Origin of the sequence: Sphingomonas arvum, from assembly GCF_026013565.1 — a bacterium.
GTDB classification, from domain to species: domain Bacteria; phylum Pseudomonadota; class Alphaproteobacteria; order Sphingomonadales; family Sphingomonadaceae; genus Sphingomicrobium; species Sphingomicrobium arvum.
Map to the genome: position 1 here is coordinate 434,049 of NZ_JAPDOB010000001.1, position 16,055 is coordinate 450,103.

A 16,055-nucleotide genomic window follows, 5' to 3' on the forward strand; every position below is an offset into this window, starting at 1 on the left:
AGCTCCTTATCGTACCCGGGCCAGAACGCGCTCCGCCTGCGTCAGATGCGGCCGGTCGACCATCTTGCCGTCGATGCTGAGCACGCCCGCGTCCGGCTGTGCAGCGAACGCGTCGACCACCGCACGGGCGTGGGCGATCTCGTCATTGGACGGCGTGAACGCTTCGTTGATGTGCGCCACCTGCGCCGGGTGGATCGCCAGCTTGCCGGTGAACCCTTCGCGTGCGGCGGCGAGCGCTTCGAGGATCAGGCCGGACTCGTCGCGGAAGTCGGTGAACACGCCGTCGACCGGTTGCACCCCGGCGGCGCGGGCACCGGCAAGACAGAGCGAGCGCGCCATCTTGTAGGTGAAGCTGAGCTTGCCGTTCTCGTCATGCTTGCTGCTGGCGCCAAGATCGGCCGACAGGTCCTCCGCGCCCCAGCTCATGGCCACGAGGCTGGGCGAGCCGCGATAGCTCAGCAGGCCGAACAGGCTGGCGGCGGTCTCGGTCACGATGGCGTGCACCGGGATGTTGCCGGTGCGATGGGCGAGTTCGACCACGTCGCTGCCGCTCTCGGCCTTGGGTAGGACAACACCGTGGATGGCGGCGTTGGCGAATACCTCCAGGTCCTCTTTGTGCCATTCGCTGGCGAACGGGTTGACCCGGACCCACAGCTGGGACGTATCGGAGGCAGTGAGCCCCTTCACGATCTCGCGCGCAGCGACCTTGCCGGCCGGCGCGACGCTGTCCTCCAGGTCGAAGATGATGGCGTCGGCACCGCACTCCAGCGCGCGGGCGATCTTCTTCTCGCTGTCGGCCGGGACGAACAGCCAGCTGCGCGGTTCGGCGGTCATGCTGGCCTCCGCTGCAACAGGGCGGTGCGCTTCATGGTGCAGACGGTCTCGCCGCGCTGGTTGATCGCTCGGTGCTCCCAGGTGACCAGCCCGGCGGTCGGCCGCGATTTGCTTTCCCGCAAGCCCACCGCCTCGCTCTCGAATCGCAGCGTGTCGCCGATGAACACCGGCTTGGGGAACTTCACCTCGTCGAAGCCCAGGTTGGCGACCAGCACCCCCATGGTGGTGTCGGCAACCGACACGCCGACTGTCAGCGAGAAGGTAAAGCAGCTGTTGACCAGGATCTGGCCGAACTCGCTGGCTTTCGCCACCTCGCCATCGAGGTGCATCGGCTGCGGGTTGTGGGTGAGGGTGGAGATGAGGAGGTTGTCGGTCTCCGTCACCGTGCGGGTGAGGTCATGCGCGACGGTGTCGCCGACCTGCCATTCGTCGTAATATCGTCCGGCCATGCGCGAGGGCTTAGAGGAGCCCCGGCGCAAATGCCACGGGTCAGCGGATGCCGCCGCTCCGCTGCAGCCGGCCACGCAGGTCGGCCATCGGCACGCGCTCGACGGCCGCTTCAGGAAGCGAGGAGCGCAGTACCACGGCGAGCTGGCCCAACGTCTGCCCGACCATGTCCACCGTGTGGAGCGATGGTCGATGGCGGGTTGCGCTGACCGTGTCGCGGTTGATCGAGGCCGCGGCAAGGTCGAGCTGCCGCCAGGCAAAGTCGAGCTCATCGGAGATGCGCTGCCACAGCACATTCTCGGTCGGCGCAAAGGCTGGATCCTCGAGCGGCAGCTCGATCCGCCGGATGGAGCGGCGCGGCGCGGGCGCGACCGCCGCGACGGCGTGCCGGCGGAACTGTTCGGGCGAACGGAAACGGACAACCTTGCTCATCAAAACCCCACGGTGAGTGACCGCGCCCCCCGGCGCCTGCACCCGTTGTAGGAAGATTTTGCCTAGCTGCGCGAGCCGAGGCTCATCCGTTTGGGAGCAACAGTCCGGCAATTGCCTCCGTTATGGCGGAACCGTCGAGCCGGTAGGTGGCATAGAGGTCGGCGAGGCTGCCGGTCTGCCCGAAACGATCGACGCCGAGCGGAGCGACTCGCTGGCCGCAGACGCCGCCAAGCCACGACAGCGAGGCCGGCGCGGCGTCGCACAGGGTGACCAGGCCGGCACCAGCGGACAAGCGGCCCAGCAGCGCCTCGGCGTGGCTGGACTCGTGACGACCCTGCCAGCGGGCGGCCTGGGCCGCCGACCAGCCGCGATGCAGCAGATCGGGCGAGGTTATGCTGAGCAGCCCCAATCCGGGCAGGTCGGCGCTCAGTTCCTCGTGCGCGGCCAGCGCTTCGGGCATGACCGCGCCCATGGCGACGATCGCCGCCTCGGCGTTGGGGCCAGGCTCGCGCAGCCAATAGCCGCCGGCCAGCGCGTCGGCTTGCCAGCGGCCATCCGCGCGCTCCGGCTGGCGCAGACTGCGGGTGGACAGGCGCAGGTAGGTGGACTCGCCAGATGGATCGTCGATGAGGCGGAAGGCCTCGCCCATGAACAGAGCGAGCTCGTCGGCGAAGGCGGGCTCGTAGTGGCGCAGGCCCGGCTGGCCGAGCGCGATCAGCGGCGGGTTGACCGATTGATGCGCGCCGCCTTCAGGTCCGAGCGTGATGCCGCTTGGTGTGGCGACCAGCAGGAAGCGCGCATCCTGGTAGCAGGCGTAGTTCAGCGCATCGAGGCCGCGGGCGATGAAGGGGTCGTAGAGCGTGCCGATGGGAACCAGCCGCTCGCCGAACAGGTCGCCGGCGAGACCCGCGGCGGCGAGCATCAGGAACAGGTTATTTTCGGCGATGCCCAGCTCGATGTGCTGCCCGCTGCCGGCCATGCCCCACTTCTGGGCGGACGGGATCTTGGCCTTGGCAAAGGCGTCGGCGACTTCCTGCCGGCGGAACAGCCCGCGCTGGTTCACGAACGCGCCGAGGTTGGTCGAGACCGTCACGTCGGGCGAGGTGGTGAGGATGCGGTCGGCGAGCGGATGGCCGGACTTGGCGAGGTCGAGCAGGATGCGGCCGAACGCGGCCTGGGTGCTCTGCTCCTCCCCGGGCGGGGCAGGGATGGGCGGGACGGTGAGCTGGCCGAAGCTGCGTGGGCGCTTGGTGCGCGCGATCGGGGTCCCGGCGAGCAGCGCTTCCACCCCAGCTCGGGCGTTGCCGCCGAGCGGGCCGAGCGGCTCCCACTCCTGTCCGGGCGCCACGCCCATCTGCTCGGCAAAGGCAGTCATCTGCGTCGGGTTCATCAGCCCGGCGTGATTGTCCTTGTGGCCGGCGAAGGGCAGGCCGAAGCCCTTCACGGTCCAGGCGATGAACAGGGTAGGCACATCGTCGGCGCTGCATTCGTCGAACGCCTGCGTCAGGGTCTCCAGGCAGTGCCCGCCAAGGTCGCTCATCAGCCCGGCAAGCTGCGCGTCGTCCTGGTCGCCCAGGAACGAGTCCGCTTCTGCGCCGAGGTCAGCCGACATCCGCGCCCGCCAGGCCGCGCCGCCCTGGTAGGTGAGCACGCTGTGCTCGGCGTTGGGCAGCGCCTCCAGCCACTCGCGCACCGCCGGATGGGCGTCGAGCGCCGCCGCCAACCGCTTGCCGTAGCGCAGCTCGACCACCCGCCAGCCGCAGGCGCGGAAGATCTCGTCGAACCGCTCGAACATGCGGTCGGCGCTGGTCGCGTCGAGGCTCTGGCGGTTGTAGTCGACGATCCACCACAGGTTGCGGACATCGTGCTTGGCGCCTTCGATTAACGCCTCGTAGATGTTTCCTTCATCCAGCTCGGCATCGCCGACCAGCGCAACGAAGCGACCCCGGTCGGCCTCGGACATCTTGCCCTTGGCGGTGAGCCAGTCCTGCACCAAGCTGGCGAAGGCGGTGATCGCGACGCCGAGGCCGACCGAGCCGGTGGAGAAGTCGACCGGGATGCGGTCCTTGGTCCGACTCGGGTAGCTCTGCGCCCCGCCCATGCCTCGGAAGTTCTCCAGCGCCTCGCGGGTCTGGGTCCCGAGCAGGTAGTGGATGGCGTGCAGCACCGGTCCGGCGTGCGGCTTTACCGCCACCCGGTCGTTTGGCCCGAGCGCGTGGAAGTAGAGAGCGGCCATGATCGCCGTCATAGAGGCGCAGCTCGCCTGGTGGCCGCCGACCTTCAGCCCGTCGGCGTTTTCGCGCACGTGGTTGGCGTGGTGGATCGTCCATGCGCTGAGCCAGCGCAGCCGCTCCTCCACGGCCTTGAGGGCGGCGAGATCGGGGGCGGTGGCGGGCTTCAGCATGGCGGGCGAGTAGCGCCAGCGGAACGCTGCGTCACCCCACCCGTGGAACCGAGTCGAACCGGCAGTGTTGCGAGACTCGTCCGAACCAAAGGGAGAAGAGATATGCGTGCACTTGCCGTCCTGCTCGCCGCGAGCTGTGCGCTTGCCGCTTGCAGCACCAACAGCGCAACCGAAGACACCGCGCCCGCCGGCGCCATGGCAGCCGACCCCAACAACCCGCTGATGGCCCCCGGCTACGTTGCCATGTCGGCCAGCAGCGACCAGTTCGAGATCCAGTCGAGCCAGCTGGCTCTGCAGGCATCGCAGAACCAGGCCGTGCGCAATTTTGCCAACCTGATGATTGCGCATCACCAGGCCACCACGCAGAACTTGACGGCTGCGGCCGCCAGCGCCGGCCTGCCGCCGCCCCCGCCGACCCTGATGCCACAGCACCAGCAGATGCTTGACCAGCTGCGCGCGGCGGGCACTGGCATGGCGTTCGACCAGGCCTACAAGCAGGCGCAGATCATGAGCCACCAGCAGGCGCTGGAGCTGCAGACCAACTATGCCAACGGCGGCGACGTCCCGGCGCTGAAGCAGGTGGCGGCCTCCACCGCGCCCATCGTCCAGCAGCACCTGGGCGCGGCGCAGGCGCTTAATACGGACATGGGCGGCATGGGCGCGATGCAGCCCGGCATGGACCAGAGCGGCCAGGCGCCCGCGACGGCTCCCGTCCGCAGCGGCGAACGCGGCTAGGGTTCGTTCGCGCCGTCCAGCCGCGCGTCAAAGCGTTGCTGGGCGGCGCGGATGCAAGCGATGTGGGCCATCGCCCACCGGCCGAGCGTCTCCACCGGCTGCTTGAGTGACTCGCCGAGATCGGTGAGCGCGTAGGTGACGCGCGGCGGCACGCTCGGCTCGACCGTGCGGCTGACGAGGCCGTCACGCTCCAGACCGCGCAGGGTCAGGGTCAGCATGCGCTGGCTGATGCCGTCGATGTGGCGCTTTAGCTCGTTAAACCGGCGCGGCCCGTCGGCCAGGATCATCACGATCAGCATCGACCACTTATCGCCGACCCGGTTGAGTACGGGCGAGACGTTGCGGCAGCCGGTCGACTCAAGGCTCGGCGGCTGAACGCTTTCCCCTGCTACGTCAGTTACATGCATGTTACCCGCTCACTTTCATGTGCCTTCTTGCGGCGCAATTCGGGGTGGTTACCTGTGCACCCTAGGTAACGATTGGTTACTAGGTTTGCAAAGGGAAGCACTCCAATGACCCGCATTCTTCGGATCGACAGCAGCATCACGGGCGAGAATAGCGTCAGCCGGGTGCTGACCGGTCGGATTGTCGAGCAACTGGCCGCCAACGGCCCGGCGGACGTCATCAGTCGCGATCTCGTCGCCGAGCCGCTCGACCACCTGACCTTGGGGGCCTTCGCGGACACCACCGTCCTTGAGGAGTTCCTCGGCGCGGACACGGTAGTGATCGGGGCGCCCATGTATAATTTCACGCTGCCGAGCCAATTGAAGGCGTGGCTGGACCGGATCGTCGTCAACGGCCGCACCTTCCGGTACGGAGCGGACGGCACGCCCGAGGGACTCGTCGGCGACAAGCGGGTGATCGTGGCGCTGAGCCGCGGCGGCTTTTACCGGGGCGACTCACCGGCGGCCGGGCTGGAGCATCTGGAAACCTACCTGACGGGCGTGTTTGGCTTCATCGGCATCAAGCCGGAGTTCGTCGCCGCCGACGGCATCAACATGGGGCCCGAGATCAAGGCCAGGGGCGTCGAGACTGCGCTCGGTGAGGTCGAGCGGCTCGCGGCTTGACGTTGGCAAATGGCGACAAGGGGACGGCAACGCCAACCCATTCGGGTCAACCTTGTCGCTCTTGGCGAACCGCTGCCGTGTCGGGCAACAGGCCGTCCAGCAACGCCGCAACGAAGGCCCGCTTGCGCGGGGGGCAGCCGGCGTGCAGCTTGCGCGCCGGTGCGGGGAAGTGGAGGCTTTCTGTCATGGCAGGAAGGTAAGCGCCTGAACCGGAAGCAGGAGAGGGCGCCGCGCTTACACCGAAGCGTTGGCCGCGTGAGGGAGACCAGTCATGAGCAAGCTTTCGGCCGACGAACGCAATCACCTCGACAAGGGCAAGTTCGCCTTCCCGAAGGAGCGCAAGGAGCCACTGGAGAACGCCAGCCACGTTCGCAACGCGATTGCTCGCTTCAACCAGGTGAAGGGTGTCAGCGACGCCGAGCGAGATGCCGCATGGAAGCTGATAAAGGCGGCGAAGAAGTTCGACGTGGAGGTCAGCGAGGCCAACTGGCGCGAGATCGGGAAGTAGGGTCGGCTTCTGAACCCTACTGCGCGGCGAGCCAGGCATCGCTGCAGATCAGGATCAGCTCTCGCCGCGCGGCGGGGACGAGCAGGTGCGCCTCGACCGCGGCGCGATCCTCCTTCGGCAACTTCCGGATGATTTCCGCCACGCTGCGGCACTGCCCAGACCGGGCAAGCTCGAAGGCATGTTCGACTTCCACGGACCTCGTCATGTCCGCCGCCTAGCGCGGTTCGCGGCCGGACGCGAATGTCGGCTTCCTATCCATTGCAGACGTAAGCTTTTGATGGCGGGCTGCATCAATGAGTTGGTCTTGATCTGCAACAATCAGTCAAGTTTAAGGCGGACGAACCCCATAGCGGCGATAGGCTTCTGGTTTCCGTAAAGAGGCGCGAGGTCGTCCGGAAGGTAGTTCAGCGAGACCAGACCCCCCGCACCAAACGAGAAGTGCTCGGCAAGACGAAAATCACGCACAGCTCCAACCGAGACCTTGCCCACTCGGAAGGCTTGACCATGCTCCTCGTCCTCGAGGAGCTCCCGGTTCTCGGTAATCTCGCCACGTCCAAAGATCGTCCAGTCTCGATGTTTGAGCGATGCCTCCGCCATGTAAGCGTCGTCCCTTCGCGCCTCGCCGTGGTGGTCAATGGTCTTACGGCCCCACGCAAACGTAGCGGCTAATTTCCATCCAGGCGCTATGCCACGGGCATAGAGCACGCTTGCCGACCAGCGCTTCTGGTCTACGCCCGGCTCCAGCTGCTCGGGGTTTTCGAGGTGGCCCCAGCTACCCTGCAGCGATAACTGGTTGGTCGGGTTGAACGAAACTCGCACCGCTGTTGAGTCCAAAGCGGCGGTCTCGATGTCCCAACGATGCTCGTCGGGCTCACGCCCGTTAAAGCGACTGACTTCAACTTTGGCGTTTCCGAGGGTCAACCCCCCTGTCAGCACGCCAAAGCTGATGTGGGTCGAGTCGAGCCAGTGATGGCTGATGGGAGCTTCCGGCGAGTCCATGATGGCCTCGCGGTGCATGAAGGCCGGAGGGCCAAAGGCAGGCTCCCCGGGTAGACCGGCGTAAAGGAACACACTGCTGTTTCCGCCAATATTCTGCGATATCGACCCGGACAGTTCCATGAAGAAGTCGTGCGGGTGCTGCCGGTCGATGAGCCTGTCCGTGCCATTGGCGGTCTCTCCGCTGGCGAGCAGCAATGGGTAGCCCCGCTTGCCCATCAGTGGGTCAGGGCTGAGCATCGCCTTCAACTGTAGCGTGCCGTTACCGACGGGCCTGCGAGCCATGCCCATCAGCATGCCCCCGGCAAATACCCTGTTTGCACCGCGCCTGCCCGACTGGTGATCGTAGACGAGGTTCACGACCCCATGAGCCATGAGCGTCCAGTCGCCCGCTCCGTTCATTATGCCAGAATGCTTCGACGCATCGGGCTGCCAAGCCGTGCCTGAAGCATCCCTTTGCATGGGGTAAGAATTAAGTGCTCCAGTCATGGACTGATGCTCGGCGTGATCGCCTGCCGACATCACCGCATGATCCACTTGGGAGTGGTTCATGGTCGAATGGTCCATTGTTGACGCATCCATCGCAGCGGCAGCCGGCCCTGAAGCAGTCGCGCCAGGGTTCATCCGCGAACCGTTCATTTGACCATGTTGCGTATGGGACTGGTCGGCCCTTGCTGGTGCAGCAGCTTCCGGCGGCGTACCCGTGGGCAATGCGCCATTGTCCATTTGAGAATGGTCCATTGGAACAGCGCGCTTGACCTTTGGTTGAGCGACGCTGTCCTTCCTGGTTGTAATCTTCTTGGCAGAGCCCTTCTTGGTCGCCGCCTCCTTTGTCGATTGCTTCTGAAGCGTGGCCTTTCTTGCAACGGACTTGGAAGGCATCGGCATGCTCATGCCCGGAGGATGCGCGTGCTGCGCTTGCGCTAACGCATCGTCGGCAACCAGTGCCGCAGTGGCGGCGGTAAGCATCACACTTAGTTTCACGGTTGTCTCCCGGATCGCAGCAGGTGCCACTCGGCAATCTTCTCGACGCTTACTTGGGACTGATCCTCAACCTCGTAATCAGACCTCTTCAGCAGGTCCTTCGCCCTCAGGCCGTACGGGCAGGTATGATGAGGCATCACCATCCGGTAAGCATCGCCTTTTCGCAGCGATAGGATGGTTGCAATGTCCGACATCTCACCTCTCCTTGTGGACTAGTGGGCGCTGATGTAGCTTCTGTACTGTGGTACAGAGTCAAGAGGTTCATTCGCTTACGATTGGTAAGCTCGCTGCTGCTGCCGGCGTGGGTGTTGAGACCATCCGTTTCTATCAGCGCAGAAGTCTGTTGGAGCAGCCGGCGCGCAAGTCTGGTTTTCGTCGCTACGGCTCGGACGACCTTCGCCGCTTGCGCTTCATCCGACAGGCACAAACGGCGGGCTTCACGCTGGAGCAAATCAAAGAACTCTTGGACCTGGACGAGAGCGAGGACCGGGCCAGAGCACGCGAGCTGGCTGCTACTCGCGTTCAGGCCTTGGATGCAAAGATCGCCGAGCTGCAGGCAGCCCGCGATGTCCTGAAGCGGCTCGCCAATGAGTGCGGGAGCAACACGACCGGCCCGTGCCCGATACTGACCTCGTTCAAGCTGTGAAGGTGCACTGCGTTATATCCGCTTTCCACCCGCGGATATTCCGATTGCTACCTAGAGCAGATACTCGCCGGATTTCGTCGGACCGAACCTAAGCCAGCAGCCGGAGCGGGTTCTCGATAAGGGGGCGCAGCGCGGCCAGGAAGGTGGCGGCGTCCCAGCCGTCGACGACGCGGTGGTCGCAGCTGAGGGACAGGTTCATCCGCTTCCGGATTTCCAGCTCGCCGTTCACCGGCACGACCTTTTCCTCGACCTTGTTGACCGCGACGGTGGCAACCTGGGGCGGGGAGATTACGGGGGTGGAAGTAATGCCGCCCATCGGCCCCAAGGACGAAATGGTGAAGGTAGGGCCGGTCAGCTCCTCGCGGGTGGCCTTGCCGCTCTTGGCCGCGTCGGACAGGCGGGCGACCTCGGCCGCGAGCTGCCAGATCGACAGGCGCTCGGCGTTGCGGATGACGGGGACCATCAGGCCGGCGGGGGTCTGCGCGGCCATGCCCATGTGGACGGACCCGTGACGGGTGATGACGTTGCCTTCGTCATCGTAGGTCGCATTGATCATCGGGAAGTCCGGGAAGGTCCGGGCGAACGCGGTGATCAGGAAGGGAAGCAGTGTCAGCTTCGGGTTGGAGCCGCGGTCGCGGTTCATCATCGCGCGGGTGTCCTCCAGCGCGGTCACGTCAAATTCCTCGACCAGGGTGAAGTGCGGGATGCGCCGCTTGGCCGCCTGCATGTTCTCCGCGATCTTGCGGCGCAGGCCGACGACCTTGATCTGCTCGTCAGCGCGCAGCGGACCAGCGCCCCGCGCCGAGACGCTGCCGCCATTGTAGAGCAGGTAGGCATCGAGGTCGGCGTGGCGGATGCGGCCGTCCGCGCTCTTCACCTGGGCGAGGTCGATGCCGAGGTCGCGGGCGCGTTGGCGGACGGCGGGGGTGGTCAACACCTTCTCCCCTCCCGCTTGCGGGAGGGGTTGGGGGTGGGCTTCCGACGTTTGCGCGGGTGGCGACGCTTGAGCCTCGCGCTGTGCGCTCGCGCCCACCCCTCGGTCCCCTCCCGCGAGCGGGAGGGGAGGAGTTTCGTTGGCAACCTCCAGGGTCGGGTTGGCGTCTTCCTGCGCTTGCGTCGGGACCGCCGCACCGTCTGCTAGGGGCACCTCCTCGGTCGCCGGCGCAGCAGCCGCCTCGGCGGCACCCGCGCTCTCCGTCTCGATGGTCACCAGCACGGAGCCGATCGGCACCTGGTCGCCGACTTCGCCGGCCAGGCTTTGAACGATGCCAGCTACGGGCGACTCCATCTCCACGGTCGCCTTGTCCGTCATCATGTCGGCGAGCTGCTGGTCCTCCTCGACCCGGTCGCCAACCTTAACGTGCCAGGCGACGATCTCGGCCTCGGCAATACCTTCGCCGATGTCGGGGAGCTTGAATTGGTAAGTACCCATCAGTCAGCCATGACCTTTTCTAGTGCCATCTTCAGCCGCTTGGGGCCGGGAAAATATGCCCACTCGTAGGCGTGCGGATAGGGCGTGTCCCAACCGGCGACGCGCTCGACCGGGGCCTCGAGGTGGTAGAAGCAGCGTTCCTGGACCAGCGCGGCGAGTTCGGCACCGAAGCCGCTGGTGCGGGTCGCTTCTTGGACCACGAGGACGCGGCCGGTCTTCTTCACCGACGCCTCGATCGTCTTGATGTCGAGCGGGACCAGCGTGCGCAGGTCGATGACCTCGGCATCGACCCCATTGTCCTCGGCCGCGGCGACGGCGACGTGGACCATGGTGCCGTAGGTGATCACGGTCAGCTCGGCGCCCTCTCGGGCGATCCGGGCCTGGCCCAGCGGAACGGTATAATAATCGTCCGGCACCTGCGCCTCCGGGCGCTTGGCCCACGGGGTGACCGGCCGGTCGTGGTGACCGTCGAACGGGCCGTTGTAGATGCGCTTGGGCTCGAAGAAGACCACTGGGTCGGGGTCCTCGATGGCGGCGATCAGCAGGCCCTTGGCGTCGTAGGGCGTCGAGGGAATCACGACCTTCAGGCCCGCGACATGGGTGAACAGCGCTTCCGGGCTCTGGCTATGGGTCTGGCCGCCGAAGATGCCGCCGCCGTAGGGCGAGCGGATGACCATCGGCATCGTCCACTCCCCGGCAGTGCGGTAGCGCATGCGGGCGACTTCACTGACGATCTGGTCGTAGCCGGGGTAGATATAGTCGGCGAACTGGATCTCGATCAGGGGCTTCAGACCGTAGGCAGCCATGCCGACGGCGGTGCCGACGATGCCGCCTTCGCTGATCGGGGCGTCGAAGCAGCGTTGCTTGCCGAATTGCTCCTGCAAGCCGGCGGTGGCGCGGAACACGCCGCCGAAATAGCCGACGTCCTCGCCGAACACGACCACGTCGGGGTCGCGGGCCATCATCACCTTGTGGGCCGAGTTGATGGCCTCGATCATGTTCATGGTCGCCACGATCAGAGCCCCGCTTCCTTGAGGCACTGATCACGCTGTTCCGCGATGTGCCAGGGGACCTCGGCGTAGACGTCCTCGAACATGCTCTGGATGTTCTCTCGGCCCTGTTCGGGCAGGATGCCGAGCTTCTCCGCTTCCTTCTGCGCCGCCCGGACGGCCAAGTCGGCTTCCTTCACCAGCGCGTCGTGGCGCTCGTCGTCCCATTCGCCAAGCGCGGTGAGGTGCTGGCGGAGGCGGGCGATCGGGTCGCCGAGCGGCCATTGCTGCGCCTCGCCGGCGGGGCGGTAGCCGGTCGGGTCGTCCGACGTGCTGTGGCCTTCGGCGCGGTAAGTGAAGAACTCGATCAGGGTCGGCCCGGCGTTGGCGCGGGCACGCTCGGCGGCCCACTGCACGGCGGCGTAGACGGCGAGCGCGTCATTGCCGTCGACGCGCAGGCCGGCGACGCCATAGCCGACCGCGCGGGCGGCGAAGGTCGACTTTTCGGCGCCGGCGATGCCGGAGAAGCTGGAGATCGCCCACTGGTTGTTGACCACGGCCAGGATCACGGGCGCGGTGTAGACGGCGGCGAAGGTCATGGCCGAATGGAAGTCGCCCTCCGCCGTCGCGCCGTCGCCGATCCAGCCCATAGCGATGCGGCTGTCGCCCTTGATCGCGCTAGCCATCGCCCAGCCGACCGCCTGCGGATATTGGGTGCCGAGATTGCCCGAAATCGAGAAAAAGCCGTGCGGCTTGTCCGAATACATGATCGGCAGCTGCCGGCCCTGCAGCTTGTCGCCCCGGTTCGAGTAGATCTGGCACATCATGTCGGTCAGCGGATAGCCGCGCGACACCAGCAGACCCTGTTGCCGATAGGTCGGGAAGTGCATGTCGTCGCGGTGGGTGGCGGCGGCCGCGGCGACCGCGATCGCCTCCTCGCCGGTGCACTTCATGTAAAAGCTGGTCTTCCCCTGCCGCTGGGCGCGGTACATGCGGTCGTCGAACACCCGCACGGTGACCATGTCCTTGAGCATCTTGCGCAGCGTGTCGGGGTCGAGCTTGGGGTCCCACGGACCGACAGCGCGGCCGTCCTCGTCCAGCACCCGGACCAGCGCGTCGGTCAGCGGAAAGGTCTCGCGGGCGGGCGCCGCGGTGTCCGGACGCGGTGCGGCGCCGGCGGGCGGCACGGGGATCGACGAGAAGTCGGGCGTGTCGCCGGGCCGGAACGCCGGCTCGGGCACGTGCAGGGACAGCGCCGGGGCGTTGCGGCGGGTCTGGGGATCGGCTTCGCTCATTGCGTCCGGCGCTTAGTCGAGGGTTGCGGGGGCGGCAACCGGACTCGACATGGACCGGGGCTGGGCTAGGCTGGCGGCCATGCTCCGCACACTCCTGGCGCTCGCCGCGCTTCTCGCTCTTCCTGTCTCCGCCACCGCCCAGCCGATCAGCCCCGCCGAGCAGGCGCGGATCGATGCGGCGGTCACCCAGTCGCTCAGCACCTACCAGGTGCCATCGGCATCCATCGCAATCGTCCGGGACGGGCGAGTCGTGCTGGCCAAGGCCTATGGCAAGGCGTCCGAGCGGCTGCCGGTCGCACGGCCGGAGCTGCCGTACCAGATCGCCAGCAATTCGAAGCAGTTCACGGCCGCCGCGCTGCTGCTGCTCGAGGACGAGGGCAAGCTGAACCTCGACGATCCGGTGTCCAAGTACCTGCCCGGTGTCTCGGGTAGAGAGCAGATCCGCGTGCGGCAGCTGCTGAGCCACACGTCCGGGCTGCAGGACTATTGGCCGCAGGACTACAGCTTCGCGGCCATGGCTCGGCCGGTCAGCCCGTCGGCGATCGTGGATCGATGGGGCCGCAAGCCGCTGGACTTCGCGCCCGGCACCCAGTGGCAATATTCCAACACCGGCTATGTCGTCGCCGGCCTCATCGCCGAAAAGGTCTCGGGCGAGCCGCTGTTGAGCTACCTGCAGCGCCGGATCTTCCGTCCGCTCGGCATGCGCAGCGTGCTGGATCAGGACAAGGCGATCGGCGCTCGCTTTCCGCAGGGCTATGGCCGCGCCGCGCTGGGCCCGGTGCGGCCGGTGGTGCCAGCGGCGAGCGGCTGGCTGTATGCGGCGGGCGAGCTGTCGATGACGGCCGAGGATCTGGCCAAGTGGGACATCGCCCGGATCAACCGCGCGCTGCTGCCGGCGGACGACTGGGCGGAGCAGGAGCGCACGGTCAAGCTGACGGACGGCAAGGACAGCGGCTACGGCCTCGGCGTGTTCGTCGGCGAGCGGGGTGGCCGGAGAATGGTGAGCCACACCGGCGAGGCGGTCGGCTTCTTGTCGATCAACAATGTCTATCCTGATGACAAAGCGGCGATCGTGGTGCTGACCAACAGCTGGTCGGGCGCGGCCTTCACCGACATCGCCCGCAAGGTGGCGGAGGTGGTGCTGCCGGCCAAGTCGTCGGCCGATGCCGGCGAAGCGGCGGCCGTTACCGCGCGGGCTCGGGCGTTGTACGACCAGTTGCGGAGGGGCGAGCTCGACCGTGGTCAGTTGACGGACAATTTGGCCTACTATTTCACGCCGCAGGTCCGGCAGGACTTCCAACAGAGCCTGGCGGCCCTGGGCGAACCGACCGGCTTCACCGCGGAAGGGCAGCCGGCGCTGCGCGGTGGCTTCGTGACGCGGCGCTTCAAGGTCACCTACCCGGGCCGCAGCCTGAGCATCTCAGCGTTCACCGAAACGGGCGCGAACCCGCGCTTCGAGCAGTTCCTGGTCAATCCGGAGTGAGCCGGTTGACGCTCGCTCGGGCGGAAGGGTAGGGCGCGCCCATGTCCGACACCCCTCCCGACCGCCTGAGCCTCGACCCGCGCAGCCCGCATTTCAACGCCGAGCTGCTGCAGCGCGGGGTTGGCATTCGCTTCAACGGCGTCGAGAAGACGAACGTCGAGGAATATTCGGTATCGGAAGGGTGGATCAAGGTCGCCGCCGGCAAGAGCCGCGACCGGTTCGGCCAGCCGATGCTGCTGACCCTCAAGGGTCAGGTCGAGCCCTATTACCAGAATGCCGCCGCCACCGGTGAGGGCGACGACGGCGCTGATGGGACTACCGACCAGCAATCCTGAGCGTGCTTACACCCCGTGAGTGCGCGTGCCGCGCGAGCCAGGGGTAGCGGAGGAAGGGTAGCGCGGCGTGGTCTTACGCGCGCGATTCCAGTCGTAGAGCTTCTTGGCGCCGTAGCCGACGGCCAGGAAGGTGCCGAGCGGACCCAGGCCGCGGGCCGCGACGCGCGCGCCGGCGGCGCCGAGGATCGCGCCCTTCAGGCCGTCATTGCGGCCGGCCATGCGGTTGCCAATGAAAGCGCCGGCGAGTTTGCCAAGCATCTTGAGTCTCCTTGCGTGCAGTTCGCCAGATAAGCGCGCCGGAGCCGCCGCGGGTTCCGCCACCGGGTTGGCGTAACCTCCCAACCCTGGCTGGCGCAAAATCCCAACTGCGCCGCCACGCTGAACTTCATGTTCAAGAAAATGGCTAAAATCAGGGTTTGGCACGCCGCTCGCATAGTCATGGTCATGCCTCGCCGGACGGTTCCGGCAGACAGACAGGGAGTACAAACAATGACCAGCAAGACCAGCCTCATCGCCGCCGTCGCCGCCATCCTGGTGAGCTCGATCACGGTTGGTTCGGCGATCGCCCCGGCGCAGGCCGTCAACCTGCCGGTGCGGGTTCTCGCCAATGCTTGAGGCGGGTGCGACCGCGCTGGCGGCCCGCCGCGGGCGGCTCGAGTGGCTCGGGCCGGTTCCGGCCCCTGACGCCCCGAGCGCCCTGCCGGCCGGACCGATCGGCCGGGCCCTCGACCTCCTCGACATCGTGGCGGCAGGCGCCCTCCAGGCCTTGTTCGCCGCCGCGAAACGCTAGTTCACAGGAACCATACATCATGGATCGCCGCATCCCCTTCGCCCTCGACTCCCACGACAAGAAGCTGCTCGGCGTGTGCGCCGGACTGGGCCGGAGCTTCGGGGTGGATCCGCTGTTCGTCCGCTTGGCGTTCGTCGCCGTGCCGTTGCTGACCTTCGTTACCGTCTGGCAGGCGGTGCTCGCCTACCTGATCTGCGGTGCAATCGGCGCCGCGGCGAAGGGCCGGCGGAGCCGGATCGACCGGCGCAGCGAGTATGAGCGGATGGGCGATCCGGCCCGGCGTTCATCGACCCACGACGTGCTGACCAAGCTGGACAGCACCGACCGCCGTTTGATGGCGATCGACCACCATCTCAACAGTTCGTCTAGCGATGCGCTGGCCCGCGAGATCGAGGCGCTGCGCCGCGAGGACGAGAAGACGCAAGAGGAGGCCAAGTGATGGGCTACGATATCGTGCTGACCATCGGCGCCCTGTCCCTCACCGGTATTGGCATCGCTGCCGCTGCCACCCTCAAGGGCTGGCAGGGCTGGCTGGAGCTCAAGAAGCTGGAGCTGGCCAGCGGGGGGCCGAGGGCCGACGCGCCAACCGGCACCGGTGGCGGCCGGATCGAGATGGCGGATCTGAAGGAACGGGTTCGCAAGCTGGAGCAGATCGCGAGCGGTATTGATTACTGATGT

The 16,055-nt window shown here is 66.7% G+C and carries 22 protein-coding genes; 10 read left to right on the forward strand and 12 right to left on the reverse strand.

Features of this window, described 5'->3' with window-relative positions; genetic code table 11:
• Positions 1–6: 6 nt before the first annotated feature.
• The 4 genes from OMW55_RS02175 to OMW55_RS02190 all read right to left on the reverse strand — a co-directional run bounded on the left by OMW55_RS02175 (position 7) and on the right by OMW55_RS02190 (position 4,117).
• Positions 7–834: an HpcH/HpaI aldolase/citrate lyase family protein gene (locus OMW55_RS02175; protein ID WP_264880472.1), complete on the reverse strand. Its 828-nt coding sequence runs from the start codon at positions 832–834 to the stop codon at positions 7–9.
• Positions 831–1,283, reverse strand: a complete 453-nt coding sequence (locus OMW55_RS02180; protein ID WP_264880474.1) for a MaoC family dehydratase — start codon at positions 1,281–1,283, stop codon at positions 831–833. The genes OMW55_RS02175 and OMW55_RS02180 overlap by 4 nt, the downstream gene beginning before the upstream one ends.
• Positions 1,284–1,323: 40 nt before the next feature.
• Positions 1,324–1,713 (reverse strand): hypothetical protein, encoded by a 390-nt coding sequence (locus OMW55_RS02185; RefSeq protein ID WP_264880476.1) that lies wholly within the window; start codon positions 1,711–1,713, stop codon positions 1,324–1,326.
• An 82-nt stretch (positions 1,714–1,795) separates the two neighbouring features.
• Complete coding sequence (locus OMW55_RS02190) at positions 1,796–4,117, reverse strand: transketolase family protein (protein WP_264880478.1); 2,322 nt, start codon at positions 4,115–4,117, stop codon at positions 1,796–1,798.
• A gap of 102 nt (positions 4,118–4,219) precedes the next feature.
• On the opposite strand from OMW55_RS02190, the gene OMW55_RS02195 reads away from it, so the two are divergent.
• A complete protein-coding gene (locus tag OMW55_RS02195) occupies positions 4,220–4,852 on the forward strand; it encodes a DUF4142 domain-containing protein (protein WP_264880479.1) in 633 nt (210 codons plus the stop codon).
• Here the strand turns inward: OMW55_RS02195 and OMW55_RS02200 are convergent.
• Complete coding sequence (locus tag OMW55_RS02200) at positions 4,849–5,259, reverse strand: winged helix-turn-helix transcriptional regulator (RefSeq protein ID WP_264880480.1); 411 nt, start codon at positions 5,257–5,259, stop codon at positions 4,849–4,851. The two genes, OMW55_RS02195 and OMW55_RS02200, sit on opposite strands and share 4 nt — an antisense overlap.
• A gap of 105 nt (positions 5,260–5,364) precedes the next feature.
• Between OMW55_RS02200 and OMW55_RS02205 the strand changes: the two genes are divergently transcribed.
• Positions 5,365–5,919, forward strand: coding sequence for an FMN-dependent NADH-azoreductase (locus tag OMW55_RS02205; protein ID WP_264880482.1), 555 nt, complete (start codon positions 5,365–5,367; stop codon positions 5,917–5,919).
• A 271-nt stretch (positions 5,920–6,190) separates the two neighbouring features.
• On the forward strand, positions 6,191–6,427 hold the full coding sequence (locus tag OMW55_RS02210) for a DUF6582 domain-containing protein (protein ID WP_264880483.1): 237 nt from the start codon (positions 6,191–6,193) through the stop codon (positions 6,425–6,427).
• Positions 6,428–6,443: 16 nt separating this feature from the next.
• On the opposite strand, the gene OMW55_RS02215 is transcribed toward OMW55_RS02210, so the two are convergent.
• From OMW55_RS02215 to OMW55_RS02225, 3 genes are all read right to left on the reverse strand, one after another.
• Positions 6,444–6,632 (reverse strand): hypothetical protein, encoded by a 189-nt coding sequence (locus OMW55_RS02215; RefSeq protein ID WP_264880484.1) that lies wholly within the window; start codon positions 6,630–6,632, stop codon positions 6,444–6,446.
• A 113-nt stretch (positions 6,633–6,745) separates the two neighbouring features.
• Positions 6,746–8,392 (reverse strand): hypothetical protein, encoded by a 1,647-nt coding sequence (locus OMW55_RS02220; protein ID WP_264880486.1) that lies wholly within the window; start codon positions 8,390–8,392, stop codon positions 6,746–6,748.
• Positions 8,393–8,403: 11 nt separating this feature from the next.
• Positions 8,404–8,601, reverse strand: a complete 198-nt coding sequence (locus OMW55_RS02225; protein WP_264880487.1) for a hypothetical protein — start codon at positions 8,599–8,601, stop codon at positions 8,404–8,406.
• 47 nt (positions 8,602–8,648) lie between these two features.
• Between OMW55_RS02225 and OMW55_RS02230 the strand changes: the two genes are divergently transcribed.
• Complete coding sequence (locus OMW55_RS02230) at positions 8,649–9,053, forward strand: MerR family transcriptional regulator (protein ID WP_264880489.1); 405 nt, start codon at positions 8,649–8,651, stop codon at positions 9,051–9,053.
• An 88-nt stretch (positions 9,054–9,141) separates the two neighbouring features.
• Here the strand turns inward: OMW55_RS02230 and OMW55_RS02235 are convergent, their stop codons facing one another.
• From OMW55_RS02235 to OMW55_RS02245, 3 genes are read right to left on the reverse strand one after another with little or no spacing between them, the layout of a single operon-like run.
• On the reverse strand, positions 9,142–10,485 hold the full coding sequence (locus OMW55_RS02235; protein ID WP_264880490.1) for a dihydrolipoamide acetyltransferase family protein: 1,344 nt from the start codon (positions 10,483–10,485) through the stop codon (positions 9,142–9,144).
• On the reverse strand, positions 10,485–11,489 hold the full coding sequence (locus OMW55_RS02240; RefSeq protein ID WP_264881976.1) for an alpha-ketoacid dehydrogenase subunit beta: 1,005 nt from the start codon (positions 11,487–11,489) through the stop codon (positions 10,485–10,487). The genes OMW55_RS02235 and OMW55_RS02240 overlap by 1 nt, the downstream gene beginning before the upstream one ends.
• A gap of 11 nt (positions 11,490–11,500) precedes the next feature.
• Complete coding sequence (locus OMW55_RS02245; RefSeq protein WP_264880491.1) at positions 11,501–12,769, reverse strand: 3-methyl-2-oxobutanoate dehydrogenase (2-methylpropanoyl-transferring) subunit alpha; 1,269 nt, start codon at positions 12,767–12,769, stop codon at positions 11,501–11,503.
• Between the two features lie 79 nt (positions 12,770–12,848).
• On the opposite strand from OMW55_RS02245, the gene OMW55_RS02250 reads away from it, so the two are divergent.
• Positions 12,849–14,252: a serine hydrolase domain-containing protein gene (locus tag OMW55_RS02250; RefSeq protein ID WP_264880493.1), complete on the forward strand. Its 1,404-nt coding sequence runs from the start codon at positions 12,849–12,851 to the stop codon at positions 14,250–14,252.
• A 41-nt stretch (positions 14,253–14,293) separates the two neighbouring features.
• Entirely contained in the window at positions 14,294–14,587 is a 294-nt protein-coding gene (locus OMW55_RS02255) for a DUF3297 family protein (protein ID WP_264880494.1), read from the forward strand.
• Between the two features lie 6 nt (positions 14,588–14,593).
• Here OMW55_RS02255 and OMW55_RS02260 read toward each other — a convergent pair whose 3' ends face one another.
• On the reverse strand, positions 14,594–14,845 hold the full coding sequence (locus tag OMW55_RS02260; RefSeq protein ID WP_264880495.1) for a hypothetical protein: 252 nt from the start codon (positions 14,843–14,845) through the stop codon (positions 14,594–14,596).
• A gap of 231 nt (positions 14,846–15,076) precedes the next feature.
• Between OMW55_RS02260 and OMW55_RS02265 the strand changes: the two genes are divergently transcribed.
• Genes OMW55_RS02265 through OMW55_RS02280 form a run of 4 tightly spaced genes read left to right on the forward strand, consistent with a single transcriptional unit; the run spans position 15,077 to position 16,052 of the window.
• The gene (locus OMW55_RS02265; RefSeq protein ID WP_264880497.1) at positions 15,077–15,202 is read left to right on the forward strand and encodes a hypothetical protein; all 126 of its coding nucleotides are present in this window, start codon (positions 15,077–15,079) and stop codon (positions 15,200–15,202) included.
• On the forward strand, positions 15,195–15,377 hold the full coding sequence (locus OMW55_RS02270; protein WP_264880498.1) for a hypothetical protein: 183 nt from the start codon (positions 15,195–15,197) through the stop codon (positions 15,375–15,377). The genes OMW55_RS02265 and OMW55_RS02270 overlap by 8 nt, the downstream gene beginning before the upstream one ends.
• 19 nt (positions 15,378–15,396) lie before the next feature.
• Positions 15,397–15,816, forward strand: coding sequence for a PspC domain-containing protein (locus tag OMW55_RS02275; RefSeq protein WP_264880499.1), 420 nt, complete (start codon positions 15,397–15,399; stop codon positions 15,814–15,816).
• Entirely contained in the window at positions 15,816–16,052 is a 237-nt protein-coding gene (locus OMW55_RS02280) for a hypothetical protein (protein ID WP_264880501.1), read from the forward strand. Before OMW55_RS02275 ends, OMW55_RS02280 begins: the two co-directional genes overlap by 1 nt.
• Positions 16,053–16,055: the final 3 nt, after the last annotated feature.

Excerpts from the sequence above, each read along its gene's own strand:
- OMW55_RS02185 (WP_264880476.1), bottom strand. The coding sequence starts at position 1,713 with ATGAGCAAGGTTGTCCGTTTCCGTTCGCCCGAACAGTTCCGCCGGCAC.
- OMW55_RS02180 (WP_264880474.1), bottom strand. The coding sequence starts at position 1,283 with ATGGCCGGACGATATTACGACGAATGGCAGGTCGGCGACACCGTCGCG.
- OMW55_RS02195 (WP_264880479.1), top strand. The coding sequence starts at position 4,220 with ATGCGTGCACTTGCCGTCCTGCTCGCCGCGAGCTGTGCGCTTGCCGCT.
- OMW55_RS02245 (WP_264880491.1), bottom strand. The coding sequence starts at position 12,769 with ATGAGCGAAGCCGATCCCCAGACCCGCCGCAACGCCCCGGCGCTGTCC.
- OMW55_RS02220 (WP_264880486.1), bottom strand. The coding sequence starts at position 8,392 with ATGCTTACCGCCGCCACTGCGGCACTGGTTGCCGACGATGCGTTAGCG.
- OMW55_RS02210 (WP_264880483.1), top strand. The coding sequence starts at position 6,191 with ATGAGCAAGCTTTCGGCCGACGAACGCAATCACCTCGACAAGGGCAAG.
- OMW55_RS02265 (WP_264880497.1), top strand. The coding sequence starts at position 15,077 with ATGACCAGCAAGACCAGCCTCATCGCCGCCGTCGCCGCCATCCTGGTG.
- OMW55_RS02255 (WP_264880494.1), top strand. The coding sequence starts at position 14,294 with ATGTCCGACACCCCTCCCGACCGCCTGAGCCTCGACCCGCGCAGCCCG.
- OMW55_RS02275 (WP_264880499.1), top strand. The coding sequence starts at position 15,397 with ATGGATCGCCGCATCCCCTTCGCCCTCGACTCCCACGACAAGAAGCTG.
- OMW55_RS02270 (WP_264880498.1), top strand. The coding sequence starts at position 15,195 with ATGCTTGAGGCGGGTGCGACCGCGCTGGCGGCCCGCCGCGGGCGGCTC.
- OMW55_RS02175 (WP_264880472.1), bottom strand. The coding sequence starts at position 834 with ATGACCGCCGAACCGCGCAGCTGGCTGTTCGTCCCGGCCGACAGCGAG.
- OMW55_RS02280 (WP_264880501.1), top strand. The coding sequence starts at position 15,816 with ATGGGCTACGATATCGTGCTGACCATCGGCGCCCTGTCCCTCACCGGT.
- OMW55_RS02200 (WP_264880480.1), bottom strand. The coding sequence starts at position 5,259 with ATGCATGTAACTGACGTAGCAGGGGAAAGCGTTCAGCCGCCGAGCCTT.
- OMW55_RS02235 (WP_264880490.1), bottom strand. The coding sequence starts at position 10,485 with ATGGGTACTTACCAATTCAAGCTCCCCGACATCGGCGAAGGTATTGCC.
- OMW55_RS02190 (WP_264880478.1), bottom strand. The coding sequence starts at position 4,117 with ATGCTGAAGCCCGCCACCGCCCCCGATCTCGCCGCCCTCAAGGCCGTG.
- OMW55_RS02215 (WP_264880484.1), bottom strand. The coding sequence starts at position 6,632 with ATGACGAGGTCCGTGGAAGTCGAACATGCCTTCGAGCTTGCCCGGTCT.
- OMW55_RS02250 (WP_264880493.1), top strand. The coding sequence starts at position 12,849 with ATGCTCCGCACACTCCTGGCGCTCGCCGCGCTTCTCGCTCTTCCTGTC.
- OMW55_RS02240 (WP_264881976.1), bottom strand. The coding sequence starts at position 11,489 with ATGAACATGATCGAGGCCATCAACTCGGCCCACAAGGTGATGATGGCC.
- OMW55_RS02205 (WP_264880482.1), top strand. The coding sequence starts at position 5,365 with ATGACCCGCATTCTTCGGATCGACAGCAGCATCACGGGCGAGAATAGC.
- OMW55_RS02225 (WP_264880487.1), bottom strand. The coding sequence starts at position 8,601 with ATGTCGGACATTGCAACCATCCTATCGCTGCGAAAAGGCGATGCTTAC.
- OMW55_RS02260 (WP_264880495.1), bottom strand. The coding sequence starts at position 14,845 with ATGCTTGGCAAACTCGCCGGCGCTTTCATTGGCAACCGCATGGCCGGC.